This is a genomic window from Acinetobacter sp. YH1901134, from assembly GCF_013416965.1.
Classification (GTDB): domain Bacteria; phylum Pseudomonadota; class Gammaproteobacteria; order Pseudomonadales; family Moraxellaceae; genus Acinetobacter; species Acinetobacter amyesii.
In genome coordinates, this window is sequence record NZ_VPEW01000003.1 from 194,672 (window position 1) to 214,570 (window position 19,899).

General features: G+C 38.4%; 15 protein-coding genes. 12 read left to right on the forward strand and 3 right to left on the reverse strand.

What is annotated here, in order from left to right; translation table 11 throughout:
- Position 1 precedes the first annotated feature (1 nt).
- The 8 genes from FTV50_RS02590 to FTV50_RS02625 all read left to right on the forward strand — a co-directional run bounded on the left by FTV50_RS02590 (position 2) and on the right by FTV50_RS02625 (position 12,756).
- Complete coding sequence (locus FTV50_RS02590; RefSeq protein WP_180023407.1) at positions 2-451, forward strand: GNAT family N-acetyltransferase; 450 nt, start codon at positions 2-4, stop codon at positions 449-451.
- Between the two features lie 2 nt (positions 452-453).
- Positions 454-855 (forward strand): hypothetical protein, encoded by a 402-nt coding sequence (locus FTV50_RS02595; RefSeq protein ID WP_180023408.1) that lies wholly within the window; start codon positions 454-456, stop codon positions 853-855.
- The gene (locus FTV50_RS02600) at positions 855-2,900 is read left to right on the forward strand and encodes a methyl-coenzyme M reductase (RefSeq protein WP_180023409.1); all 2,046 of its coding nucleotides are present in this window, start codon (positions 855-857) and stop codon (positions 2,898-2,900) included. Before FTV50_RS02595 ends, FTV50_RS02600 begins: the two co-directional genes overlap by 1 nt.
- Entirely contained in the window at positions 2,900-5,743 is a 2,844-nt protein-coding gene (locus FTV50_RS02605) for a lytic transglycosylase domain-containing protein (RefSeq protein WP_180023410.1), read from the forward strand. The genes FTV50_RS02600 and FTV50_RS02605 overlap by 1 nt, the downstream gene beginning before the upstream one ends.
- A 62-nt stretch (positions 5,744-5,805) precedes the next feature.
- Positions 5,806-8,376: a hypothetical protein gene (locus tag FTV50_RS02610; protein ID WP_180023411.1), complete on the forward strand. Its 2,571-nt coding sequence runs from the start codon at positions 5,806-5,808 to the stop codon at positions 8,374-8,376.
- Between the two features lie 61 nt (positions 8,377-8,437).
- Complete coding sequence (locus FTV50_RS02615; protein WP_180023412.1) at positions 8,438-8,746, forward strand: hypothetical protein; 309 nt, start codon at positions 8,438-8,440, stop codon at positions 8,744-8,746.
- The gene (gene terL / locus FTV50_RS02620) at positions 8,746-10,428 is read left to right on the forward strand and encodes a phage terminase large subunit (protein ID WP_180023413.1); all 1,683 of its coding nucleotides are present in this window, start codon (positions 8,746-8,748) and stop codon (positions 10,426-10,428) included. The genes FTV50_RS02615 and terL overlap by 1 nt, the downstream gene beginning before the upstream one ends.
- Positions 10,429-10,440: 12 nt before the next feature.
- Entirely contained in the window at positions 10,441-12,756 is a 2,316-nt protein-coding gene (locus FTV50_RS02625) for a hypothetical protein (RefSeq protein ID WP_180023414.1), read from the forward strand.
- A 16-nt stretch (positions 12,757-12,772) separates the two neighbouring features.
- Here FTV50_RS02625 and FTV50_RS02630 read toward each other — a convergent pair whose 3' ends face one another.
- Positions 12,773-13,972 (reverse strand): hypothetical protein, encoded by a 1,200-nt coding sequence (locus tag FTV50_RS02630; RefSeq protein WP_180023415.1) that lies wholly within the window; start codon positions 13,970-13,972, stop codon positions 12,773-12,775.
- 163 nt (positions 13,973-14,135) lie between these two features.
- Between FTV50_RS02630 and FTV50_RS02635 the strand changes: the two genes are divergently transcribed.
- The 4 genes from FTV50_RS02635 to FTV50_RS02650 all read left to right on the forward strand — a co-directional run bounded on the left by FTV50_RS02635 (position 14,136) and on the right by FTV50_RS02650 (position 16,741).
- Positions 14,136-14,420, forward strand: coding sequence for a holin (locus FTV50_RS02635; RefSeq protein WP_180023416.1), 285 nt, complete (start codon positions 14,136-14,138; stop codon positions 14,418-14,420).
- On the forward strand, positions 14,407-14,967 hold the full coding sequence (locus FTV50_RS02640; RefSeq protein ID WP_180023417.1) for a glycoside hydrolase family protein: 561 nt from the start codon (positions 14,407-14,409) through the stop codon (positions 14,965-14,967). Before FTV50_RS02635 ends, FTV50_RS02640 begins: the two co-directional genes overlap by 14 nt.
- A complete protein-coding gene (locus FTV50_RS02645; RefSeq protein ID WP_180023418.1) occupies positions 14,968-15,330 on the forward strand; it encodes a hypothetical protein in 363 nt (120 codons plus the stop codon).
- Between the two features lie 370 nt (positions 15,331-15,700).
- The gene (locus FTV50_RS02650; protein WP_180023419.1) at positions 15,701-16,741 is read left to right on the forward strand and encodes an acyltransferase; all 1,041 of its coding nucleotides are present in this window, start codon (positions 15,701-15,703) and stop codon (positions 16,739-16,741) included.
- Here the strand turns inward: FTV50_RS02650 and FTV50_RS02655 are convergent.
- Both FTV50_RS02655 and FTV50_RS02660 read right to left on the reverse strand, forming a co-directional pair.
- Positions 16,738-17,640: a hypothetical protein gene (locus FTV50_RS02655; protein WP_180023420.1), complete on the reverse strand. Its 903-nt coding sequence runs from the start codon at positions 17,638-17,640 to the stop codon at positions 16,738-16,740. The genes FTV50_RS02650 and FTV50_RS02655 overlap by 4 nt on opposite strands.
- A 73-nt stretch (positions 17,641-17,713) precedes the next feature.
- Positions 17,714-18,919 (reverse strand): tyrosine-type recombinase/integrase, encoded by a 1,206-nt coding sequence (locus FTV50_RS02660; RefSeq protein ID WP_180023421.1) that lies wholly within the window; start codon positions 18,917-18,919, stop codon positions 17,714-17,716.
- Between the last annotated feature and the right edge of the window lie 980 nt (positions 18,920-19,899).

Consider the following 19,899-nt stretch of genomic DNA (forward strand, 5'->3'; position numbering starts at 1 on the left):
AATGAAAGTACGTTTAGCGGCTCATTCGGAATTAAACACGGTTCTCGATTTATGTAAAAAGTTAATCGCTGAATCACCAGTATTTAGCAAACAACGTTTTAACGAGCGATCGACCACGGCATTTATCAATCATCAAATCAGTAAAGATTCTGTCTTGGTTGTCTTGGATGAATACGAAAATGTCATCGGTGCTGCAATCTGTGCGACCTGCATTGATTGGCGTACTGGTGATCGTTTAGCCATTGAGCAAGGCATTTATGTTTTGCCTGAATATCGCAGCAGTAAAGCTGGCATTTTACTGGTCAAAGGTTTCAAAGAATGGGCGGCAAATAATGAAGCAGACCGTATTCAAATTGGAACCATGTCAGGCATTGAAGCTGAACGAGTTGTGAAGCTGTATGAACGTCTTGGTTTTAAACAAGCAGGTTATGTACTGGAAGCGGAGGCTTAATCATGTGTAGTGGTGGAATGGTTAGCTCAGGTTTTGATGCTTTAGGCAACATGGCCAATGCTGTGCAGGTGGACGCAGAAGCCAAGGGTAATGCAAAAACGGTACGTTCAGTTGCGCGTGCTCAGGCAGAACGTACCAAAGCTCAAGGGCGAAAGAATGCATCAAGCGCACGTGCGGCAGCGGCAGAAAATGGACTGGATGTTGATGTGGGATCAGCAGCTTTAATTCAGGACGAACATATCAGTGATGCTACTTATAACGCATCGATCACGGTGCAAGATGCAAATCACAATGCGCAGAACATTCGTCGTGCAGGGAAAATGCAACGTAACAACTATGGCATGAAAGCAGCTAGCGGCTTGATTGATATGGGAGCGCAAGCGGTTTCAGGAGGGTGGAAGTAATGCTGATACCTAGATCGCAAGGGCGTGAAGTTTCTCAGCCAAATTTACAACAACATACCCCAATTACAGGCTTGCAGGAGATGGGGCGCTCTATTGGTGGGACTATGAATGCACATGAGGAGAAGCTACGAGAGCAAGAAGCGCAACAAAAACAAATTGCTTTGTATCATGACAAGATCAATGAGCAAGAAGCCAAGGTCAAGCTTGACGATGTGATGACTTCGGAAATGTCAGAAAAAGTCACACTCGTTAAAAATGATGTATCGAATGGTGTATATAACGCTCAGAAAGGCGGTGAAACTTTAAAAAAATGGTCAGATGAACGATACAAGCAGCTTGAAGAAACAGTACCGCTGCATGCACGGGAACAGTTCAAAAGCTATTGGGATGAAAGTATCAGTCGTCAGAGCACAGATTTATTGCCACTACAGTTACGTGCAGATGCGCAAAAGTCAGCTCAATTGGTCGATCGAGCATTTGATATTGCCACGCGATACGAAGATAAAGCAGGTGAAGAGTACTTAGAAATTTATTTAGCCACTGCTCAAATGCCTGAAGCACGTAAATCAGAGATTCGCCAAACCTATAAAACCACACGAAATATCATGGACATTGATGGTCGTATTTCATCGGCCGTGGAAAATGAGGATCTAGAATCATTACAAGGGCTACTGACAGATATCGATGCTAATAAGTACGGTTATATTGATGGTCCAACTAATCAACAAAAGCGCAATCAGGTGCTCAGTCGTATTGATTCAATTGAGACTAAGCAACGTGCCGAAGCAAATAAACGCAATTCGGAAGCGGGCAAATTTCTGAATGAATATAAAGCCAATGTATTAACTGGTCGTGCTCAAGACTCAGAATATGAGTCAAATATTGGATCATTAGTACAAGGCACAGAATACGAAAAAGAGTTTCAATTTTATAAAGCGCAGTCGGTCAATATTCAAAAGTTTGCAAACTTGCCAACCAGTGAAATGCTTAAGCGTATTAACCAGCAAAAAGCCAATATGAAAAATACCGCTTCGGCTGATGCTGTCACAGAAGAAAAGCTGCTCGGTGTATTTGAGGGGCTGTATAAAGACAAACTTGAAACTGCGAAAAACAATCCAAATCAAATTGTGCGTGAAACTGGCTTACAGGTGCATAGCTTAAGCGGTGCTGAGCTTAAATCTAATCCGTCGTCATGGGTAAGTAAGGCGGTTCAAAATGGTACGAGTCAGCTTGCTTTGAAAGATCCAAATGTAAAAGTACGGCCTATTTCTGCGGAGGATTTACCTGAAGCGAAAAAAGCGTTTGATAGTTTAAGTGTACAAGGCAAATTAGATTTTATTGCTCAGCTTCAATCACAGAGTAAAGGCCATGCAAATGCAGCAACCATTTGGGGTGCAACATTGGGTCAGTTGGGTGGTGGAGATCAAAACTATATTGCTGCAGGTTTAGCACGATCAAATGGATTTAAGTCTACAGATAACCGTGATTTAGCTACGTCTATTGTGAACGGCACACAATTACTAAAAAACAAGCAGCTCATCATGCCTAAAGAAGCAGATCTAAAAGCAGAGTTTAATGCGTATGTAGGTAATACCGTTTCAGGAACAACTGCGAATAATCTGTTTAATGTATTCAAAGCTATTTACGTCGACACGATGGATGCACGTGGTTATCAACACGCAAAGAGTGATGATTTGCCGAATAAGGAAATCCTTAAAACTGCGTTGAGCATGGCTACTGGTGGTGTTTATTCTCAGCGTGGCTCATTTAAAAACTACGCAGATGGCAAAGTCCAAGATTGGAAAGTATCTAAGCCATACGGTATGTCTGACGATTCTTTTGAAGATCGATTAGATTCAGGTTATTCAGGCATTTCTAAAAGCACCGGTATTTCAGAATCAGACCTTAAATCATTACGTTTACGTCAATCAACAGTGCGAACTAAAAAAGGTGATATCCAATACGACTTGATCAATGAACGTGGCAATCCACTTGTTGTGAATGGCGTGCAGTGGCGGATCTACATGAACGGAGTGACTAAGTAATGGCGAATTGGATTTCAGAACTAAATGACGGTGAGCAACAGTCATTTGATGATATGAATGCAAAGGGTTTAACTGGTAAAGCTCCTAAAAAAGAACCTGGTCTATTTGATGGAATTGGTACGGCGGTACCGCGTGGTGTCGCAGCTGGTGCAATCAAAGTTTATGACACTGCTAAGAAACCTTTTGAACGTGTTGCAGATCATGTGCAGTATGCCATTGAGGATGTTCAAAACGGTGGATTAGATGGTGGACTTGATGTACGAGAGCCATCATTTACCGATGTGCATGAAGCCAAAAACAAAGATCGTCGGGATGCTTTGGTCAGTCAAATTGAAGATCTACAAGATGCACCAAATTCAGGTACAGCAGCCAACATCACTTTTGGTATTTCCGACTTCGCTATACGCGCATTAGGTGGTGGGGTTGTTGCAGGCCCACTAGGTGCAGCAGCGGTGACAGGTGGTTCAGAGATGAACTATAGCCGCGAAGATTTGATCTCTAAGGGCGTGGACGAAGATACAGCTACTAAGGTGGCTGCATTGGATGGTACGGTTGCAGCAGTGTCAACAGCATTACCGATTTCATACGGCTTTAAGGGAACAGGTGGTTTGTTAAAAGATGGTCTTTTATCTGTCTTGAGTGCCAGTGGCCTATCACAAGGTGGTCAGTTTGTAAGTGGTCAAATACTTGAAGCGAATGACTATGAAAAACAAGCCAAAAAATATGAAGTTAATGCTGAGACCATCACAACTGATGTGCTCTTAAATACCTTGTTCTTTGGTACTGCGCGTGGAGCAAGTGCATATCTTGATAACAGCAAAGTCACACCTGAGCAAAAGCAAGCAGCTTTAGTTTTGAATGAGCTTGAGTTTGATGATGCAGCCGCACCAGTGAAGCCAGCCAATGCAGTTCAAGCCAATAATCATTTAAAAAATATGGATAGTGCTACTGGTGATATTCGTGCCGGTCGTCCTGTTCGTGTGCAACATGCTGTTGAAGGTGAGGAAAAGCGTAAGCCTTTAAATTATGAATCTATGGCATTGCCGGCTAATGCCAAATCAATTGCACGTAAAGCACAGCAAGAAGGTGTAGATCCAGCTGTAGCTTTAACGATTAGTCATATCGAAACAGCTGGTACATTCAGTCACACCGCTAAAAACCCAACATCCACAGCGCACGGCCTATTTCAAATCTTAGACAAGACTTGGAGGGGTCAAGGCGGTGGTGATCGAAGCAGCGTAGATGAGCAGATCAAGCAAGGTTTGAAACATATTAAAAATGCCAATGCATCTATGCGTAAAAGTTTGGGCCGTGAACCTGTTGCACATGAGCAATATTTAGGGCACTTATTGGGACCGGGTGGAGCTGCTGCAGTCTTAAAAGCAGATCCGAATGCCAAGCTAATTGATATTGTCCGTAAATACGATGCAAAGAATGCCAACGCTATTGTAAAAAATAATGGCATGGATGGCATGACCGTCGGGCAAGCCATTGGTAAATGGGAAAGGAAATGGAATAGCTTAAGCGCACGTTACGGTGGAAATAGTCGAAGCACAGCCTTAGGTTTAGATGGTTCAACCTATGACATGGCCTATGAAGTTAAAAGCCTTGGTGAACTGATTGCATCAAATGATATGGCCTATGGTGTAAACCCACTTTATCCAGCCGATCTGCAACCACGTGACCGCACACGTGAAGCCAGTCGCCAACAAATTGAAAATATGGCCAACGATTTAAAGCCGCAGTTTTTGGGTGAATCTCCAAAGCTGTCAGATGGTGCACCGATCATTGGTTTAGATAACGTTGTTGAGTCGGGCAACGGTCGAACCTTAGCAATTGCCAAAGCTTATGAATCAGGCAAAGCAGATGAATACCGAGCTTTCCTTGACCAATATGCAGCGGAAAAGGGTTGGGATATTTCAGGTATAGACCGTCCTGTCTTAGTGCGTACACGCTTAACAGACACAGACCGTGTGCAATTCACCAAGTTAGCCAATGAAGCGGATGTGGCGCAATACAGCGCATCTGAGCGAGCAGTAAGTGATATAGATCGTTTGCCAGATGCTTCAATGCTCAAAATCAATAATGATGGATCGATCAATCTTGATGGTTCAATGGATTATGTTCGCGGCTTTGTGAATGCTCTACCTGAATCAGAAAAACCCAATGTTCTAACTGATGATGGTCGCCTATCTCAAACTGGTAAGCAGCGCATTGAATCCGCAATTATGCAAAGTGCCTACGGTGATTCTAGTCTTGTAACGAGACTATATGAAAATATCGATGATGATAGTAAGACTGTATTGAATGCCTTGCTTCGTGCAGCTCCACAACTTGCTCAATTAGATGCATTGGTCAAACAAGGTGGACGACATGCAAACACATTGTCTAAGGATTTGGCTCAGGCGGCACAAAAACTCAGTGATTTGAAAGCCAATGGTCAAAACGTACCTGATTATTTAAATCAAAATCAGCTCATCGATGACGGTTTAAGTGATGGTGCAAAGCAGTTTTTAAACGTGTTTGATACCAATAAACGCAGTGCTAAAGGAATTTCAGAAAATATTCAGTCTGAGATTGATCGAATCGAGGGGATGGGAGATCCACGACAAGGTTCATTATTTGGTGACGGCCCAGAAGAATCTGCGGCATTGGATATCATCATGCAAAACCCTGATCAGCAGATCAGTGTGACTCGTTATGATCCTGACGGAAACCCTGAAGAAATTACCATGACTTTGCGTGAACGATTGAATGAACTGGAAACCGAAGCGAAACAAGCACAGCAAGATACTTTGGCGGCTCAGACAGCAATTAGTTGTGCTTTACAGTTTGGGGAATAGTTTTACCCAACAAACTTAATTGAAAACCATGCTCAGATGCTAAAAACATTTGAGCATTTTTTATGAAAGAGCAATGCAAAGCAGCCGTAGCCAAAGCACTCGGCAAAGACTCACTAAACCAACAAGAAGCCACTGACATTGAAAACCGCATCAAAGATGCAATGAAGTCTGTAGCACGCAAAGACATTAATGCTTGGCGCAATTTATCTGAAATGGAAAAGCTGACGAAAGCCGGTGAATTTGTCGCACAAGATATTCAAGAACAACTTAAGCGAAAGCATGCCATAGCTGCACGCGACATTCTCACTCAAAACAAAAATCTTGCCACATTAGACCATCAAACTTTAACTGCATCCGAAGTTGTAGACCGTATGGTTGCACCGCATGGCGATATGTCAGGCATTCAATCAATTGATTCAAAAGCGCGTGCGACTGCAGCAATTTACCGTGGTGAGCTTGTGGACTTCTACACCAATGTTAAAGGTGGCCTTGGCGTATTCACTGATAAAGAATTAGTAATGAAAATTGTCCGTGAACGTTTTGGCGATAACACCGGTGATCCACTGGCAAAGCAAATCAGCGACAAGATGGGCGAAGTTTTTGAAGGTATGCGTCAGCGTTTTAACCGTGCAGGCGGTGACATTGGAAAGTTGGATGATTGGGGATTGCCGCAGACCCACGATTTACAAAAAATCGTTTTGGCGGGTAAGGAAGCGTGGGTAAATAAGGCTGAGCAGTTGATCAATACTGAAAAGTATATCCATGAAGATGGAACGTTCTATTCACAGCAAGAGATCCGTAGCTTACTCGAGTATTCATTCGACACATTAACCAGTAATGGTGCAAATAAAACTGAAGTAGGTCGGCAGTCAGCTGGCGGTGTTTCATCAAAAGTTACGAGTCGACACAGTGAAAGTCGTGTACTGCATTTTAAGGATGCAAATGCATGGCTTGAGTATCAGTCAGATTTTGGTGGGATGCCATTTGTAGACCTGATTGAAGCACACATAAACGGGTTATCCAAAGACATTGCATTAGTTGAAAACCTAGGTAGCAATCCAAAAAATGCTATGCGTATTTTGATGGATGCAGCAGAAAAAAAAGATTGGTTAAAAGGTGTAGATGCAAATACAACTGGGAAGTCACGTAAACGTGCACAGACGATGTTTGATGAATTTTCAGGTGCCAATACACCCGAATCTGAAGTCCTTGCAAATATGGGCCTTGCATACCGATCTATGAACGTTGCTTCGATGCTAGGCGGTACAACACTGTCATCGATCACGGATCAAGCCATGATTGCCAAGACGGCATCTATTCATGGCATCGCATACCGTAAAACTTTTGGAGAACTTGTATCTCAGCTCAACCCTAAAAATAAAGAAGATCGTCAGCTTGCACACAGCTTAGGACTAGCAACTGAGGAAATGTTAGGTTCGATTGCGCGTTGGTCAGATGATGGCCTGACTTCTGTAAGTGGCAAAAGTCAAAAACTTGCACGTGTCTCCAGTGCTGTAGCTTCACAGGTAATGCGAGTATCTGGACTGAATGCACTGACAGCTGCTTCAAAAGTTGGCTTCACAAAAATGCTGATGGAAAAATATGGTCGTCTTAGTCGTGATAAGGCTTGGTCTGATCTCAGTGAAATGGATCGTGAACTGATGACTAAAACAGGCCTTAGTGAACGTGCGTGGGAAGTGATGCGTCTGGCTGAGCCCGTTGTCGATCTCAAAGGCAATCAGCTTATGTCAGCTCGTTCAATCTATGAAATACCTGATGAAAAACTAACAGCGTTTGGTGAACCCCAAAAAGTTAAAGATGAAATCGCAACAAGTTTTCAAGCGCACTTATTAGATGAGCAAGGTATGGCGGTAGTTGAAGCTGGCTTACGTGAACGTACTTGGATGAATGCAGGGCAAAAGAAAGGTACTGGTATGGGGGAAATTGTTAAGTCCATGCTGCAATTTAAATCATTCCCTACTGCTTTTCTTATGCGCCATGGTAGTCGTGCTATGTCATTTGAAAAGGGCACTTCTAAAGCTGCTTATGGTGCATCACTTGTTGCTATGACAACTTTACTCGGTGCTTTGGTTGTTCAGCTTAAAGAGATTGCCAATGGAAACGATCCTTCAACGATGTGGGATAGTGACGATCCGCAAAAGACCATGAACTTCTTAACACGCTCAGCAGTTCAAGGTGGTGGCTTATCAATACTAGGCGATATTCTTGTGGCAGGTACTGATACCAGTGGGCGAAGTGCGACAGATTTTATGGTTGGCCCTTTCGGTTCTGATGTAAAAACGGCACTAGGTTTAACGGTAGGTAACTTTACTCAATACTATGAAGGCAAGGATACTAGTGCGGGTAATGAAGCTTTTAAATTTATAAAAAATAAAATCCCCGCACAGAACTTGTGGTACACCAAGGCAGCAATTAATAGATTGGTTTTTGATAAAATTCAGGATGTAGTTGCGCCTGGTTATCGTGAAAAAATGTTGAGAAAAGCTGAACGTGAACATGGGCGCACTAGAATGTGGGGTGATGTTGACTACGACTTTGATTTTAGTTTTGATGCTATTAGAAATAATGATGATGAATACAGATCACCAAGTTTTGAAAAAGTTATCCAATAGAGTTACCCAACAAAGCTAATCACGATCCCCTTTATAAGTTGCTTATAAGGGGGATTTTTTTATGCGTGATGATCAAATCGAAGACTTGATAAAACTTTCCGAAGATGTAGCAGACGACTTTATTGTCACTACATGCGCGGCCATTAATACCGATATTCACACTAAGCAAGGTCGTGGCGATAAAGGATTTTTATACAAAATCTCAAAAGATACCGCAGGGGTATTAGCCAATATCGAGCGTGTGATTGCTTTTAAAAAAGGGAAAATTCCACCAATTAGTGCAACACAAGAGACACAGGAGAAATATGAAAAACAGTTAATTGCTAAAGCCGAAGCTGCAGCTGAAAAAATTAAACAGCGTTTAAGCTAATGATTAAACCTAAGATTTCATTCTTAGCTTTCTTTCTACTTTGGGCTGAATACCAAGGCTGGAAAGTACCTGCATTTCATGTACAGGTCTGCGAGTTCCTAGAGTACTGGTATATCAATGGGCGTACAGCTTTATTGATGTTGCCGCGTGGTCACTCAAAATCAAGCATGCTGGATGTATTTAACGCATGGGTTATTTATTGTTGGCCTGAAGGAACAATGATTCTGCATCAAGGCACAACCGATCCGGATGCCTATAAATGCTCTAACGGTACAAAGAATGTTCTAGAAAATCATCCGTTATGTATTGGTAATAAATCGGTCAAACGTCGAAGTGGTGAAACTGAACGTTGGTGGGTACAAGGCTCAAAAGATATTAGATACGGCACAATGCTTTCAAAAGGGATTCTTTCAGGTGTAACAGGGCATCGTGCCACGTTCATTCAAAACGATGACGTTGAAACACCAAAGACTACAGGCACACCAGATCAGCGTGAAAAATTACGTTTTCGACTATCTGAGCAAACTCATATTGCAATACCGGGTGCCAAAAAGCTTTGGATCGGTACACCTCACTCACATGATTCTTTATATGACGAAATAAAAAAATTAAGAAAAGTTAGTGTACTGGTGCTGAAAATGTTTGAACATGAAAAACGTATTGAAAAAGCTGAAGCAGATAAGGTTTATACGCTTAGCTTTGAGCCTGTTCATGCATTCTCAGGAATTGGTGAAGGTTCAAAATATTTGCATAAAGGCGAGGATTACGAATGCTTTAAATCAGGCGATCTATTTAAGGTCGTCTTGAAGCAAGCCGCATATGTAGTAGATTTCTATTCAGAAGGCATTTGGGCTGAACGCTTCACACCTGAAGAAATGGAAGCCCGACGAGAAGAATGTAAAACTTTAAACGAATGGGACTCTCAGTATCAGATGCATGCCAAGCCAGTTGGTGATGTGCGCCTTGATCCGAGCTTTATGATTCCATATGAATGTGAGCCTGTACTTCGTCGTGCTAATGGTCAATTTGTGATGATGCTTGGTGAGCGTCAAATTGTTGGTATCACACTGCAATGGGATCCTTCATCTGGCAAAACTAAATCAGATATTTCCTCTACTGCATTGGTTCTGCATGATGACTTTGGTAATAAGTACTGGCATCGATCATTTAACTTGGTTGGACCAGTTGTTGAACACAATGAAAGTGGTCATATCAATGGCGGTCAGGTGTGGCAGCTATGCGATCTAATTGAGCAATTCCATGTGCCAAGGGTAACGATTGAAACCAACGGCATAGGTGGCTTTGCTCCGGCATCACTTAAAGGTGCGTTGAAGGCTAGAAAAATTAGATGTGGTGTTACCGAGAAACATAATACTAAGCCTAAGAACAAGCGTATTTTAGATGCGCTTGAGGGCCCATTATTGTCAGGACTTTTATGGGTGCATACATCAATTATTGATAAACCTGAAGGTGGAGAAAATAACTCTGCGGTTTACAAGAAATTCAGTGCTTTTAACCCCGCAATTACTGAACAAGAAGATGATGAAATGGACTCACTAGCTGGTGCTATTACAGATCAGCCTGAACGTGTCGGCAAAATACACAGCCAAAATGAACAAAGAGAAGGTGTTAATTGGAGGAATAAAAGTAGTGTGACGAGTTGCGCTACAGACTTCGATTAACAGGGGATTACCATGGCTGTACAACCTCAAACGCCATATAAAGAATATACCGCAAACGGTGCGACTACTGTCTTTCCACTTGAATTTGACTGTGAAAACAAAGACCACTTAATTGTGATGTTGGATGATGCTGAAGTAGATAATTCAACATGGTCACTTACTGATGAGCAAGTGATTTTTAATGTCGCACCAGCTGTAGATAAAAAGATTACATTGCAACGAAATACACCGTATCGTCGTGATCGTAATTATCAAGCTTACGACAATTCATTTCGACCTGGCCCAGTAAATGATGATTTTGACTGGATTTGGTGGAAGTTGCAGGAATTGGGTGTTGCTGACTGGATTCTTGGAGCGCGTCTTGATGCATTGAAAAATTATGTAGACCGTAAAGATGATGAGCTTAAAGCCTATCTCATGGAAGAGATCCGCAAGCAGGGTGTAGCTTTAGACCAGCTTGATGCATACTACAACTATCTAATGGAGCGTCTTGCTCAAATTGCAGTAGATAAAGGGTGGGATGCTACGTTTGTAGTTGATGGTGATAAGAATCAACATCAAATTAATGAAGAAACTCAAATATCCTTTACGTTGCAAAAATTGCATAACAAATCATCAGCAACTTTTACGGACTATTTGACAGCAAGTGAGATTGCAAACAGATCAACTATAGACCTTTCTGCGAAACTACAATCGATTAATGATGCGGGGGATATTAGCACCTTAAGAGTAACAAATGGGACCTACTATATTAATGACGTTGTTACATTCAACCGTGATTTTACTTTTGATATGGATAGTGATGCAGTATTTAAATTGGGAGAAAGTGGTTCAATTAAGTTCGAGGGTTCTGCAACACTGATTGGAAAGCCGACTGCTAACATAATAAATAATTCAAAAACAATAAGCATTCCTAACACATTATCGCCTTATGACTTAGTTTGTATTTACAATCCCACTGACTATAGTTTTTCACCACATCGTGCAAACTATAAAGCAGGTGAGTTTTTAAAAGTTGCATCTGCGACACCAACAAGTTTTTTTATATTCGGCAGAACATATGCTGATTATATTGCTACTGATGTAGATATTTACAAAATAAATTCAATTAAAATTAGTTTTAACCGGTTTAATGTCGATGCAACAAATTCTCTAGCGACAACACCTGTTAAGTTTACATTTTGCGAGGATTTAAATGCCTCTAGCTTTTTTAATAGGAACTCGAAGTCGGCTGGGGTTACTTTAGACCGTTGTTATAATACTAATTTTGGAGACCCGGTAGGAACTAACACACAAGAACTAATAGGCACAAACTACGGTGTTGTTATATCCAATTGCCAATACATGCGAGTTTCAGGCAGTGGATCTATGGCTGTTCGACACTGTATGACTTCAGGTGGTGACAATGTTATTTGTTCTGTTCCATGTCGTGAGTTAATTATCAGTGATTCTACTTTTAAAGGTGGTTCAACGACAGGGATAACGTCAGCGGATTTTCACGGTAACACTGAGCAATCAATGTACAAAGATTGTGTTATAGAGGGCTTATCAATAGGGGGTAAAAACAATACCGTAAAGGGCTGTACAATTATCGGAAGACCAACTGACAGCCTAGCCATTTCCGTAGGTGAAATTGTGGGTGGGTACTTTGACTTTATTGACTGCAATATTGTTGCAAATTCAAACATAGCGAATAGTTTTGGTGCGATAACTATTGCAATAGATAATGATAAGGATTTGCTTGAGGATTTAACAATTAATTTCAAAAACTTAAAAATTAATGGTAAGTCCACAGCGGCTTATAATTTAATTCGAGTTGTTACATCAGTAAACAATGTAATATCAAAAAAAATTACGATTAACATTGATGGTTTTGATTGTAAGTTGACTAATCATGGCTCTATTCTCTATGTTCAAGGAGGCGCTTCGCAACCGATATTACCTAATGTAGAGGTAAACATGCACAACATCAAAACAATTAAAAAAGGGGTCGCATATGTGACAGTAACATCAACAATTCTAGCTGAAACTACAAAGTTAAACCTACCTCGGCAACGTGGGAGTCAGTTGATAGCCGTACCTCCTTCAAATATATCAGGAAATGTGGCTGGAGTACCTATAACTCTTGATTATAGCTATCCGTATGCACCTAGCGTGTTACATTCAGTTGGGACAGATGGTACATGGAGTATTGATAGTTCCTTTAATTTAAAACCGGTTCATAGCATGTTATCAATTAACAGTTTAACGCAAATACGTTTTTCTCTAGTAAGTCCATCAGCCCTTCCAGAGAAAATCTTTAAAGTGTCATTTGATGTGGGTATTTAATATTTCGGCTCACTAATTAAGGTGAGCCAAATTTTTCCATTCTCAATGCACCCATTACTAATCCCCAGGCAAAAAATGGAACAGGCCAAAACACAGGTTTTGTTGTTATCACCAAAAAGAAAGAAACAAAACACATTAAAAAACTAAATATCCAAACTTGTGAATTTTTATTACTAAGTAATTTAAAGAAAGAAATTGCTAAAAATAAAAAATTTAATATTAAGTATGTAACAAAAAATATAAGTCCAAAATTCACATATGCTGATAAAACATTATGTGAGTAATTTCCTACGTTATCACCGTTGGCGTGGCTTCCAAAATCCCCCCAAAACCAATTGTTTGAGATTGTTTGAATTGCATTTTCTTGTAGTTGTTGTCTAACTGACCATGATGATGATTGTTGAAGGTCAAATATTTCTAGTTGTCGACTGTCCGAAAATTGACTATTGAAGAACATGAAACCAAAGATAAAAATACTAATAATAACAATTGAGGTAATAAAATTTGCCTTATTACGGAATATCAAAATTAAATTTAAAGTAATTAGGCTAAGAATAAATGCTACCATTTCAGAGCGGGCGCCAATCGAGAAAATTGCAAAAGCACAAAGTCCTAAAAGTAAGATTTGGATATATTTATTCTGTGTAAAAGAATATGTAAATAATGAAATAATTAAAAAATTGCGAGCAATTGCTTGATAACCTGATAGATTTGTTTCATCAACACTATTTATTTCTGTTTTTTGTAAAAAACCTAGATTACCAGTAAAAAAGAACTGGTAAATTAAATAGAAACAAAATAAAAAACAAAATACGAGCATATATTTTGATAGTTTTTTATGTTCAATTTGATTGAAAAAAAAGCCAAGATTATAAAGTGCAAACCACATTACGATCATTAGCGCTGATTGCTCAACAGCATGGATCGAAACGTTTGAAAAAAAAGAAGAAGCAGTCACAAGTATCGCTAACAGAAGTGCGCCTAATCCAAAGAGAGTTAAATTTAATGAAGTTTTGATGTTTTCATTAGTCGATAATAGGAAAAAGGGGAGATAACATATTGCAGTAAAACCAATAATTGCACCAAAATATCCGCCCAAAAATGTAGGAATGTAGCCATTTGCTACAAGCAAATTATAGATAATTAGTGTTGGGAAGACCAAAAAAAATAAATACGAAGATAAATTTGTAGGAAATGTAAGTTTATTAATTTTCAATGATAGTTGCATTGTGTGTTTAGAAGTTACGATTTTTAAGGATTGTAGCTTTGTTTTATTGTAAATGAAATAAAAGTAGTCGAATTTAACACACAACAAACCATAACTAACCCTGATCTTTAATTATATCAGGGTTTTTTAATATCAAAAAAAAGGGGGAGGCATGTCATCAGAGCATGTGCAAACAGCAATAGAGACAAGTGCTGCAGTAACATCGGGGGCAGCAAAAACAACATTTGTAGCAGGTGGTGGAGCAGTCGCAGGGAAATGGTTGGGTTTAGATCCGATAACAGCAATTGGCCTAATTGTGGGTGTGGGTGGTTTAATAATTTCTATACTTGGCTTTCTTGTAAACTGGTATTACAAAGCTAAGGATGAGCGACGCAAGGCCGAACTGCATGAGTTTCAAGTTCATAAAACTGCAGGGCAGTGCAATGGCAAAACCTAAATATTACGTCATCGGTTCATCATTAGTTTTGGCAATGGGTTTAGGGGGTGTTGGTGGTTATCAATATATTACTGGGCCAAGTGATGAACAGGTGCAAGCCACAGCGCAAAAAGAAGGCTATACATCCAAGCCTGTAATCCCAGTTAAAGGTGATGTGCCAACAATTGGCCACGGCACAACGGTCTATCCGAATGGCGTGCGCGTCAAAATGTCAGATCCGGCAATTGATCGCAAGACTGCACTTCAATATCTCAAATTACACATGGATAAAGACGCTCAGCGCTTCAATAAAACCCTTCAGAATATTCCTGTTTCTGAGGTTGAATACGATCTGTACTTGGACTTCACTTATCAGTACGGCACAAATGCCTGGTCTCGATCTTCCATGCTTCGCCATTTAAAAGCACTTGAATATGCCCAGGCATGTAAGTCACTTTTGAAGTGGAAGTTTGTGGCCAAGCGCGACTGTAGTATTCGTTCTAATAATTGCTATGGCGTATGGACCCGACAAATTGAACGCTACAACAAGTGTATAGAGGTGAATTAGATGCCACTTTTAATACTGATCTGGAACAACAAGCGCTGGTCCTTGATTATGTTGCTGTGCATCGTGATCCTTTGCCAGCTTTTTCAAGCCAATCGATTGGCTGGTGATTTAAGCAAAGCTGAAACGGCATGCCATGACAAAATTAATAAAAAGTTAAAGCCATATATTGGTGCGGAAAAAAAAGCACAGGAGTTGGCCAACAAAGCAGGGGAAGAATATGAAAAATCAAAAGAAGTTGAGCGTGTCAAAACCGAATTTATTACACGTGAAGTGCAAAAGATTGTGGAGCGTCCTGTTTATATCAACACTTGCATTGATAAAGATGGGGTGCGTCTCATCAACGAAACTGGTAATACCGGCTAACCTTAAGACACCTTGTCCAGATCTGTTGGAATTAAAAACAGGTCAGGGTAAAGAGGTCATGTTAGTCATGATTGATGATCGGAGAAAATATATAGATTGTCAGAGTCGACATAAAGCAATTGTATCGATTGTGAAGGCTTTTAAGTGAGGGCTTCTCAACTCATTCAATTGCGAAGATTGTGACTGTGGTGGGATGGATGGGAGCTCTTAGAGGTAGACAGTATAATCAATATAGTAAAACGATTATCTATCTTAAAAATCATATCAAAATTAACATACATATTCATTAAATTACGATAAGAGAACGTGTAAAACTGTATTAGAATGTAGCCACGAAAATCTATTAATAGTTATTTTTTATATGAATTATATGACAGGCCTAGATTGGCTAAGATTTTATATGTGTCTTTTCATTGCAATCTTTCACTTCGCAGTCACTCAAGGTACAGACAATTTACTGTTTTTAGCAATAAAAAGCTCCGGTTTTTATGCCACTAGTACTTTTTTTATTTTATCAGGATTTATCTTAACTTATGTTTATGGTAATAAAATTATTAATAATGAAATTAATAAAGGGTCTTTTTTAATTAAACGACTTTCTTCCTTTTACCCATTACATATAATTTTGCAGTTTGCATTTTTATTTTTATTTTTAGCATCCGTTGTTTTTTTAAATAGTATACCTTTAACATATCAGAATTTGACTCAATCTGAGATATTTATATATTTCTTGAGATCATTTTTTCTACTTCATGCATGGGATGATATTATTCTATTTAATCAACCTTCTTGGTCATTATCTGCGCTTATATTTTTTTATATTATATTCTTATTTTCAAAAAAGTTAATGATTACAAATAGACCTTTTTTGTGGCTATCGGTTGTTTGGGTGTTATATTTAATTCCAGCCTTATATTTTTATTTAAAACCAGACTCTTTTTTAAGCTATACTATCTTACATATCAATCCATTATTACGCTTACCAGAATTTCTAAGTGGTATATTGGCATTCAATATATTTAATAAATATAAGGATTCAATAAATAAAAATATATTTATTTTAATAGGTTTTGTTGGGGTTTTATTGACTGCTGTATTGGTTTTTAAATTCCCTGATATTAAGATTTTGTTTCACAATGGTTTAGTGCTTCCGTTTCAAATTTCTCTGATTTTAGGTTGTGCTAAAATTACATATAGTAGCTCTATATCATCAACTTTTGGGAGTATGTCCTTAGTTATATTTTTGATTCATTCTTTAATTTTAAATATAACTGAATTTTTATTTAAAGGTGCTAGTGTATATTCTATGTTTGCTATAAATGTATTTATTATCATAGTGGCTAGCTATATTACACTAAAATTAATTGTTAAGCCTTTGCAGAAAACAATTAGAGATAAAGCATTAAATTAATGTAAGTAGTTTAATTTAATAAGTTTTTCTTTAAGAATAATAGCTAGTGCTGCATCAACTTTTGGACTTAAATGTTTTGCATCTCTACTCAAAGAAGGAGCTAGTTCGTGTTTGTTTTGATATTGAATATCAACTAATGTAGGCTTAATATTAATGTCTTTCCATACTTGGGGAGACATTAAATAATCTTGAAAATCAAAATAATGCTTTCCATACTTATTCTTTAGTGTTCTATTGATTTCAAGAATAGTTAATTTTTTTTCTATAGGCATGCCTCTATCTATATAATATCCACATACAATATATTTGTAATTACCTATATTTTCTATATAGTCTATCATACGAACTATACCATTGAAGACTTGTCCAGAGGTATAGTTGCCCAATGTTATATTATTCTTACCTATATTAAAAATATGAATACTATTACGATACTTTTTGAAGCCGAAATCAACATTTAAATATTTTTTACTTATATCTATATCTTTAGATGGATCGGTAATAGTAAAGTTTTTTTTGTCTAAATCTAGAACACCAGAAATGCCATTACTGAGCCTTACTGGAAAAATCCCTTTTGCATTTAGTGGCCCTATCGAATATTTCTGTTCTATCACTACAGTATTAGGTTCACCATTCCCTTTGATATGGGTATCTTTAAACGAAATTCGAATAGGGTTACTTCCCTGATGTGCGGAAATAGTCTCTATTATTTGTCCACCTATTGCATCACTTACATATAATATTTTATTAGATTGTAATTCCTTCGCAATTTTAGGAGCCATATAGGCAAATGAAGAGGAACCATAAGCTATAATAATAGTATTATTAATAGACGTATTGGTGCTGCCTTGAATAGTAAAAAATATTACGATTACCAATAAGCCTAAAGTTGTTTTCATATCTGTGTCCGTTTGATCCACATATTACTTTCGCTATTTATTATATGTGTTATGTAAAAGTAGATCCATTTGTTCATTCTTTCCATTCATCTACCATATCAGCCCAATCTTGCATCATTTTCCTACGATCAGCCAAATATTTTGCGTGATTATAAGATGCTCGGGTTTTATTATCGTCAGCATGTGCAAGTTGAGCTTCAATCCATTTGTCATCATAGCCATATTCATTCAGCAAAGTAGAAGCAGTAGCACGCAAGTCGTGAGCTGAAACATCTTCAATAGCTAAATGTTGAAACATTCTATTTAGGGTCATCTGGTTAAGCATTGAATCCGATTTATAAACCGAAGGGAACACATAAACTTTATTACCAGAGTTTAAATATTGGTTTTTTAAAATTGCGTAGACTTGTTCTGACATCGGAAGAATATGTTCGCGGCTTTTCTTCATGGCAGTCTTAGGGAAAGTTACGATGCGATCGTCAAAATCTACCCAAGACCATTCCATACGACGTATTTCTATGGTTCTAAGCATCGTGTAAAGCAGCATAAGACCAGCATTTTTTACCGTTTCAGTGCCGCCGTAAGTTTCTAAGCGAGTTCTGACCTTGATGCGCTCATCTTTATTCAATGGTCTTGCATGGGTAACTTCGGGTCGTATAACCACATCACGAACAGCGTATGTTGGATCATTCTCAGCGCGTAGGGTAGCAATGGCATATCGCATAACTGCACCAATAAACTTCCTATTCTGTATAGCTGTAACCTCACCAGTGCCACGATTCTTTTGAGATCTAACTCGTTTAATAGTATTTTTCAAAATACCTAAAACATCAGCTGACGTTACAGCTTTAATGTCTTTAGATCCGATAGCCGGAAATACATCTTTTTCCATAGAAACTGAAAATTGGTTTTTATAGTTTTCAGTCTTAGAGCTTAGGCGCTCTGCATAGTATTCTAAAGCAACATTTTTAAAAGTATTTGTTAGTTTGTTTTCTTCTTCAAGTTTGAGCTGCTTTCTCTCTAAAACTGGATGAATCCCTCGGGCAAGTTTTGCCCTCATTTCTTCACGCAAAATGCGAGCATCAGCTAAACCGATTGATGGATACTCACCAAGACTCATTGATGACTCTTTACCTTGATGCGTAAATTTAAAACGCCAAACTTTCGTACCTGATGGGCGAACTTCAATATACAGGCGATCTGAATCTAATATTCGGTAAACCTTCTCTTGTGGTTTAAGTGTTTTAATTTTTGCATCTGTAAGCTTATTGGAGGCCATACGGGTAACGAACGGGTAAATTTAAGGTTACCCGCAATATTACCCGTAAATGTACCGGATTAAGAAGAACTAAAAGGAACTAATACAAACCTATTTTGTAACAAATCAGACTGTTATGTAGGTCAAAGGAACTAATGGGGAGCAGTGTGAATCTCAATACTTTTTTTCGATCATCAAAAGCATGAGCGTATTAACCTTTGAAATTTATGCACTTAAATGTGCTTTGAATAGTCCGAAATGATTCTAAATAGTTGTATATTGACCCAAATATCGTGTGGATATTTTAAATAGAAAAATAGTGAAATATTTAGAATGCAGCCAATCATAGCAAATATTATTCAATTTCTGCTGAACAATTTCGCCAAAGTTCATCGCAAATGAAATCATTTCAATAAATTTTCGACTTATAAATTTGGGATTTAATTTGAACAAGACATTAGGCTGAATTTAAGTGGGTAAAATATGTTCAATTGATATTTTAAAAAGATCTGCTTGATGTCGTTAAAAATAGCAATTCAGGCTCTAGATGGAAAAATATGAACCGTTTTGAAGCAAAATCACCAAAATGGAGCACAATTAATGTTAAGGTAAATTGATTAAAATTAAAACAAAATGGTTAAATTAACGTCAAAAAATGGGTACTTTACGGGCTCAAAAAACCTAGATATCGATCATTAATTCAGTTATTACGTCAGTATTTTTCCATTTATAACTAGCTAAGCCATTAGTTTCTATCGTATTTAAATTCGACCTTAAAGCTTTGATAAAATCTCAATGATTTTATCGTTGAAAGCGATTAATCATTTTGGTGCAAAACCAAGTTGCACTATTTTGATACACCTGCGAGAAGTTTTTAAACAAAAGTGATGAAGAGTGGCTGAATATGGTGCATTTACTGTTACACACAGTATAATAGTCGAAAAGCTAGGAGCTAAAATCTTCTATTCTGATAAGGAATTCAATATTTTAGCTTGGCTTTT

Bases quoted from the DNA above. Each gene is read 5' to 3' on its own strand.
- FTV50_RS02610 (WP_180023411.1), top strand. From the start codon at position 5,806: ATGAAAGAGCAATGCAAAGCAGCCGTAGCCAAAGCACTCGGCAAAGAC.
- FTV50_RS02660 (WP_180023421.1), bottom strand. From the start codon at position 18,919: ATGGCCTCCAATAAGCTTACAGATGCAAAAATTAAAACACTTAAACCA.
- FTV50_RS02640 (WP_180023417.1), top strand. From the start codon at position 14,407: ATGGCAAAACCTAAATATTACGTCATCGGTTCATCATTAGTTTTGGCA.
- FTV50_RS02595 (WP_180023408.1), top strand. From the start codon at position 454: ATGTGTAGTGGTGGAATGGTTAGCTCAGGTTTTGATGCTTTAGGCAAC.
- FTV50_RS02600 (WP_180023409.1), top strand. From the start codon at position 855: ATGCTGATACCTAGATCGCAAGGGCGTGAAGTTTCTCAGCCAAATTTA.
- FTV50_RS02655 (WP_180023420.1), bottom strand. From the start codon at position 17,640: ATGAAAACAACTTTAGGCTTATTGGTAATCGTAATATTTTTTACTATT.
- FTV50_RS02645 (WP_180023418.1), top strand. From the start codon at position 14,968: ATGCCACTTTTAATACTGATCTGGAACAACAAGCGCTGGTCCTTGATT.
- FTV50_RS02650 (WP_180023419.1), top strand. From the start codon at position 15,701: ATGACAGGCCTAGATTGGCTAAGATTTTATATGTGTCTTTTCATTGCA.
- FTV50_RS02615 (WP_180023412.1), top strand. From the start codon at position 8,438: ATGCGTGATGATCAAATCGAAGACTTGATAAAACTTTCCGAAGATGTA.
- FTV50_RS02590 (WP_180023407.1), top strand. From the start codon at position 2: ATGAAAGTACGTTTAGCGGCTCATTCGGAATTAAACACGGTTCTCGAT.
- FTV50_RS02625 (WP_180023414.1), top strand. From the start codon at position 10,441: ATGGCTGTACAACCTCAAACGCCATATAAAGAATATACCGCAAACGGT.
- FTV50_RS02635 (WP_180023416.1), top strand. From the start codon at position 14,136: ATGTCATCAGAGCATGTGCAAACAGCAATAGAGACAAGTGCTGCAGTA.
- FTV50_RS02605 (WP_180023410.1), top strand. From the start codon at position 2,900: ATGGCGAATTGGATTTCAGAACTAAATGACGGTGAGCAACAGTCATTT.
- terL (WP_180023413.1), top strand. From the start codon at position 8,746: ATGATTAAACCTAAGATTTCATTCTTAGCTTTCTTTCTACTTTGGGCT.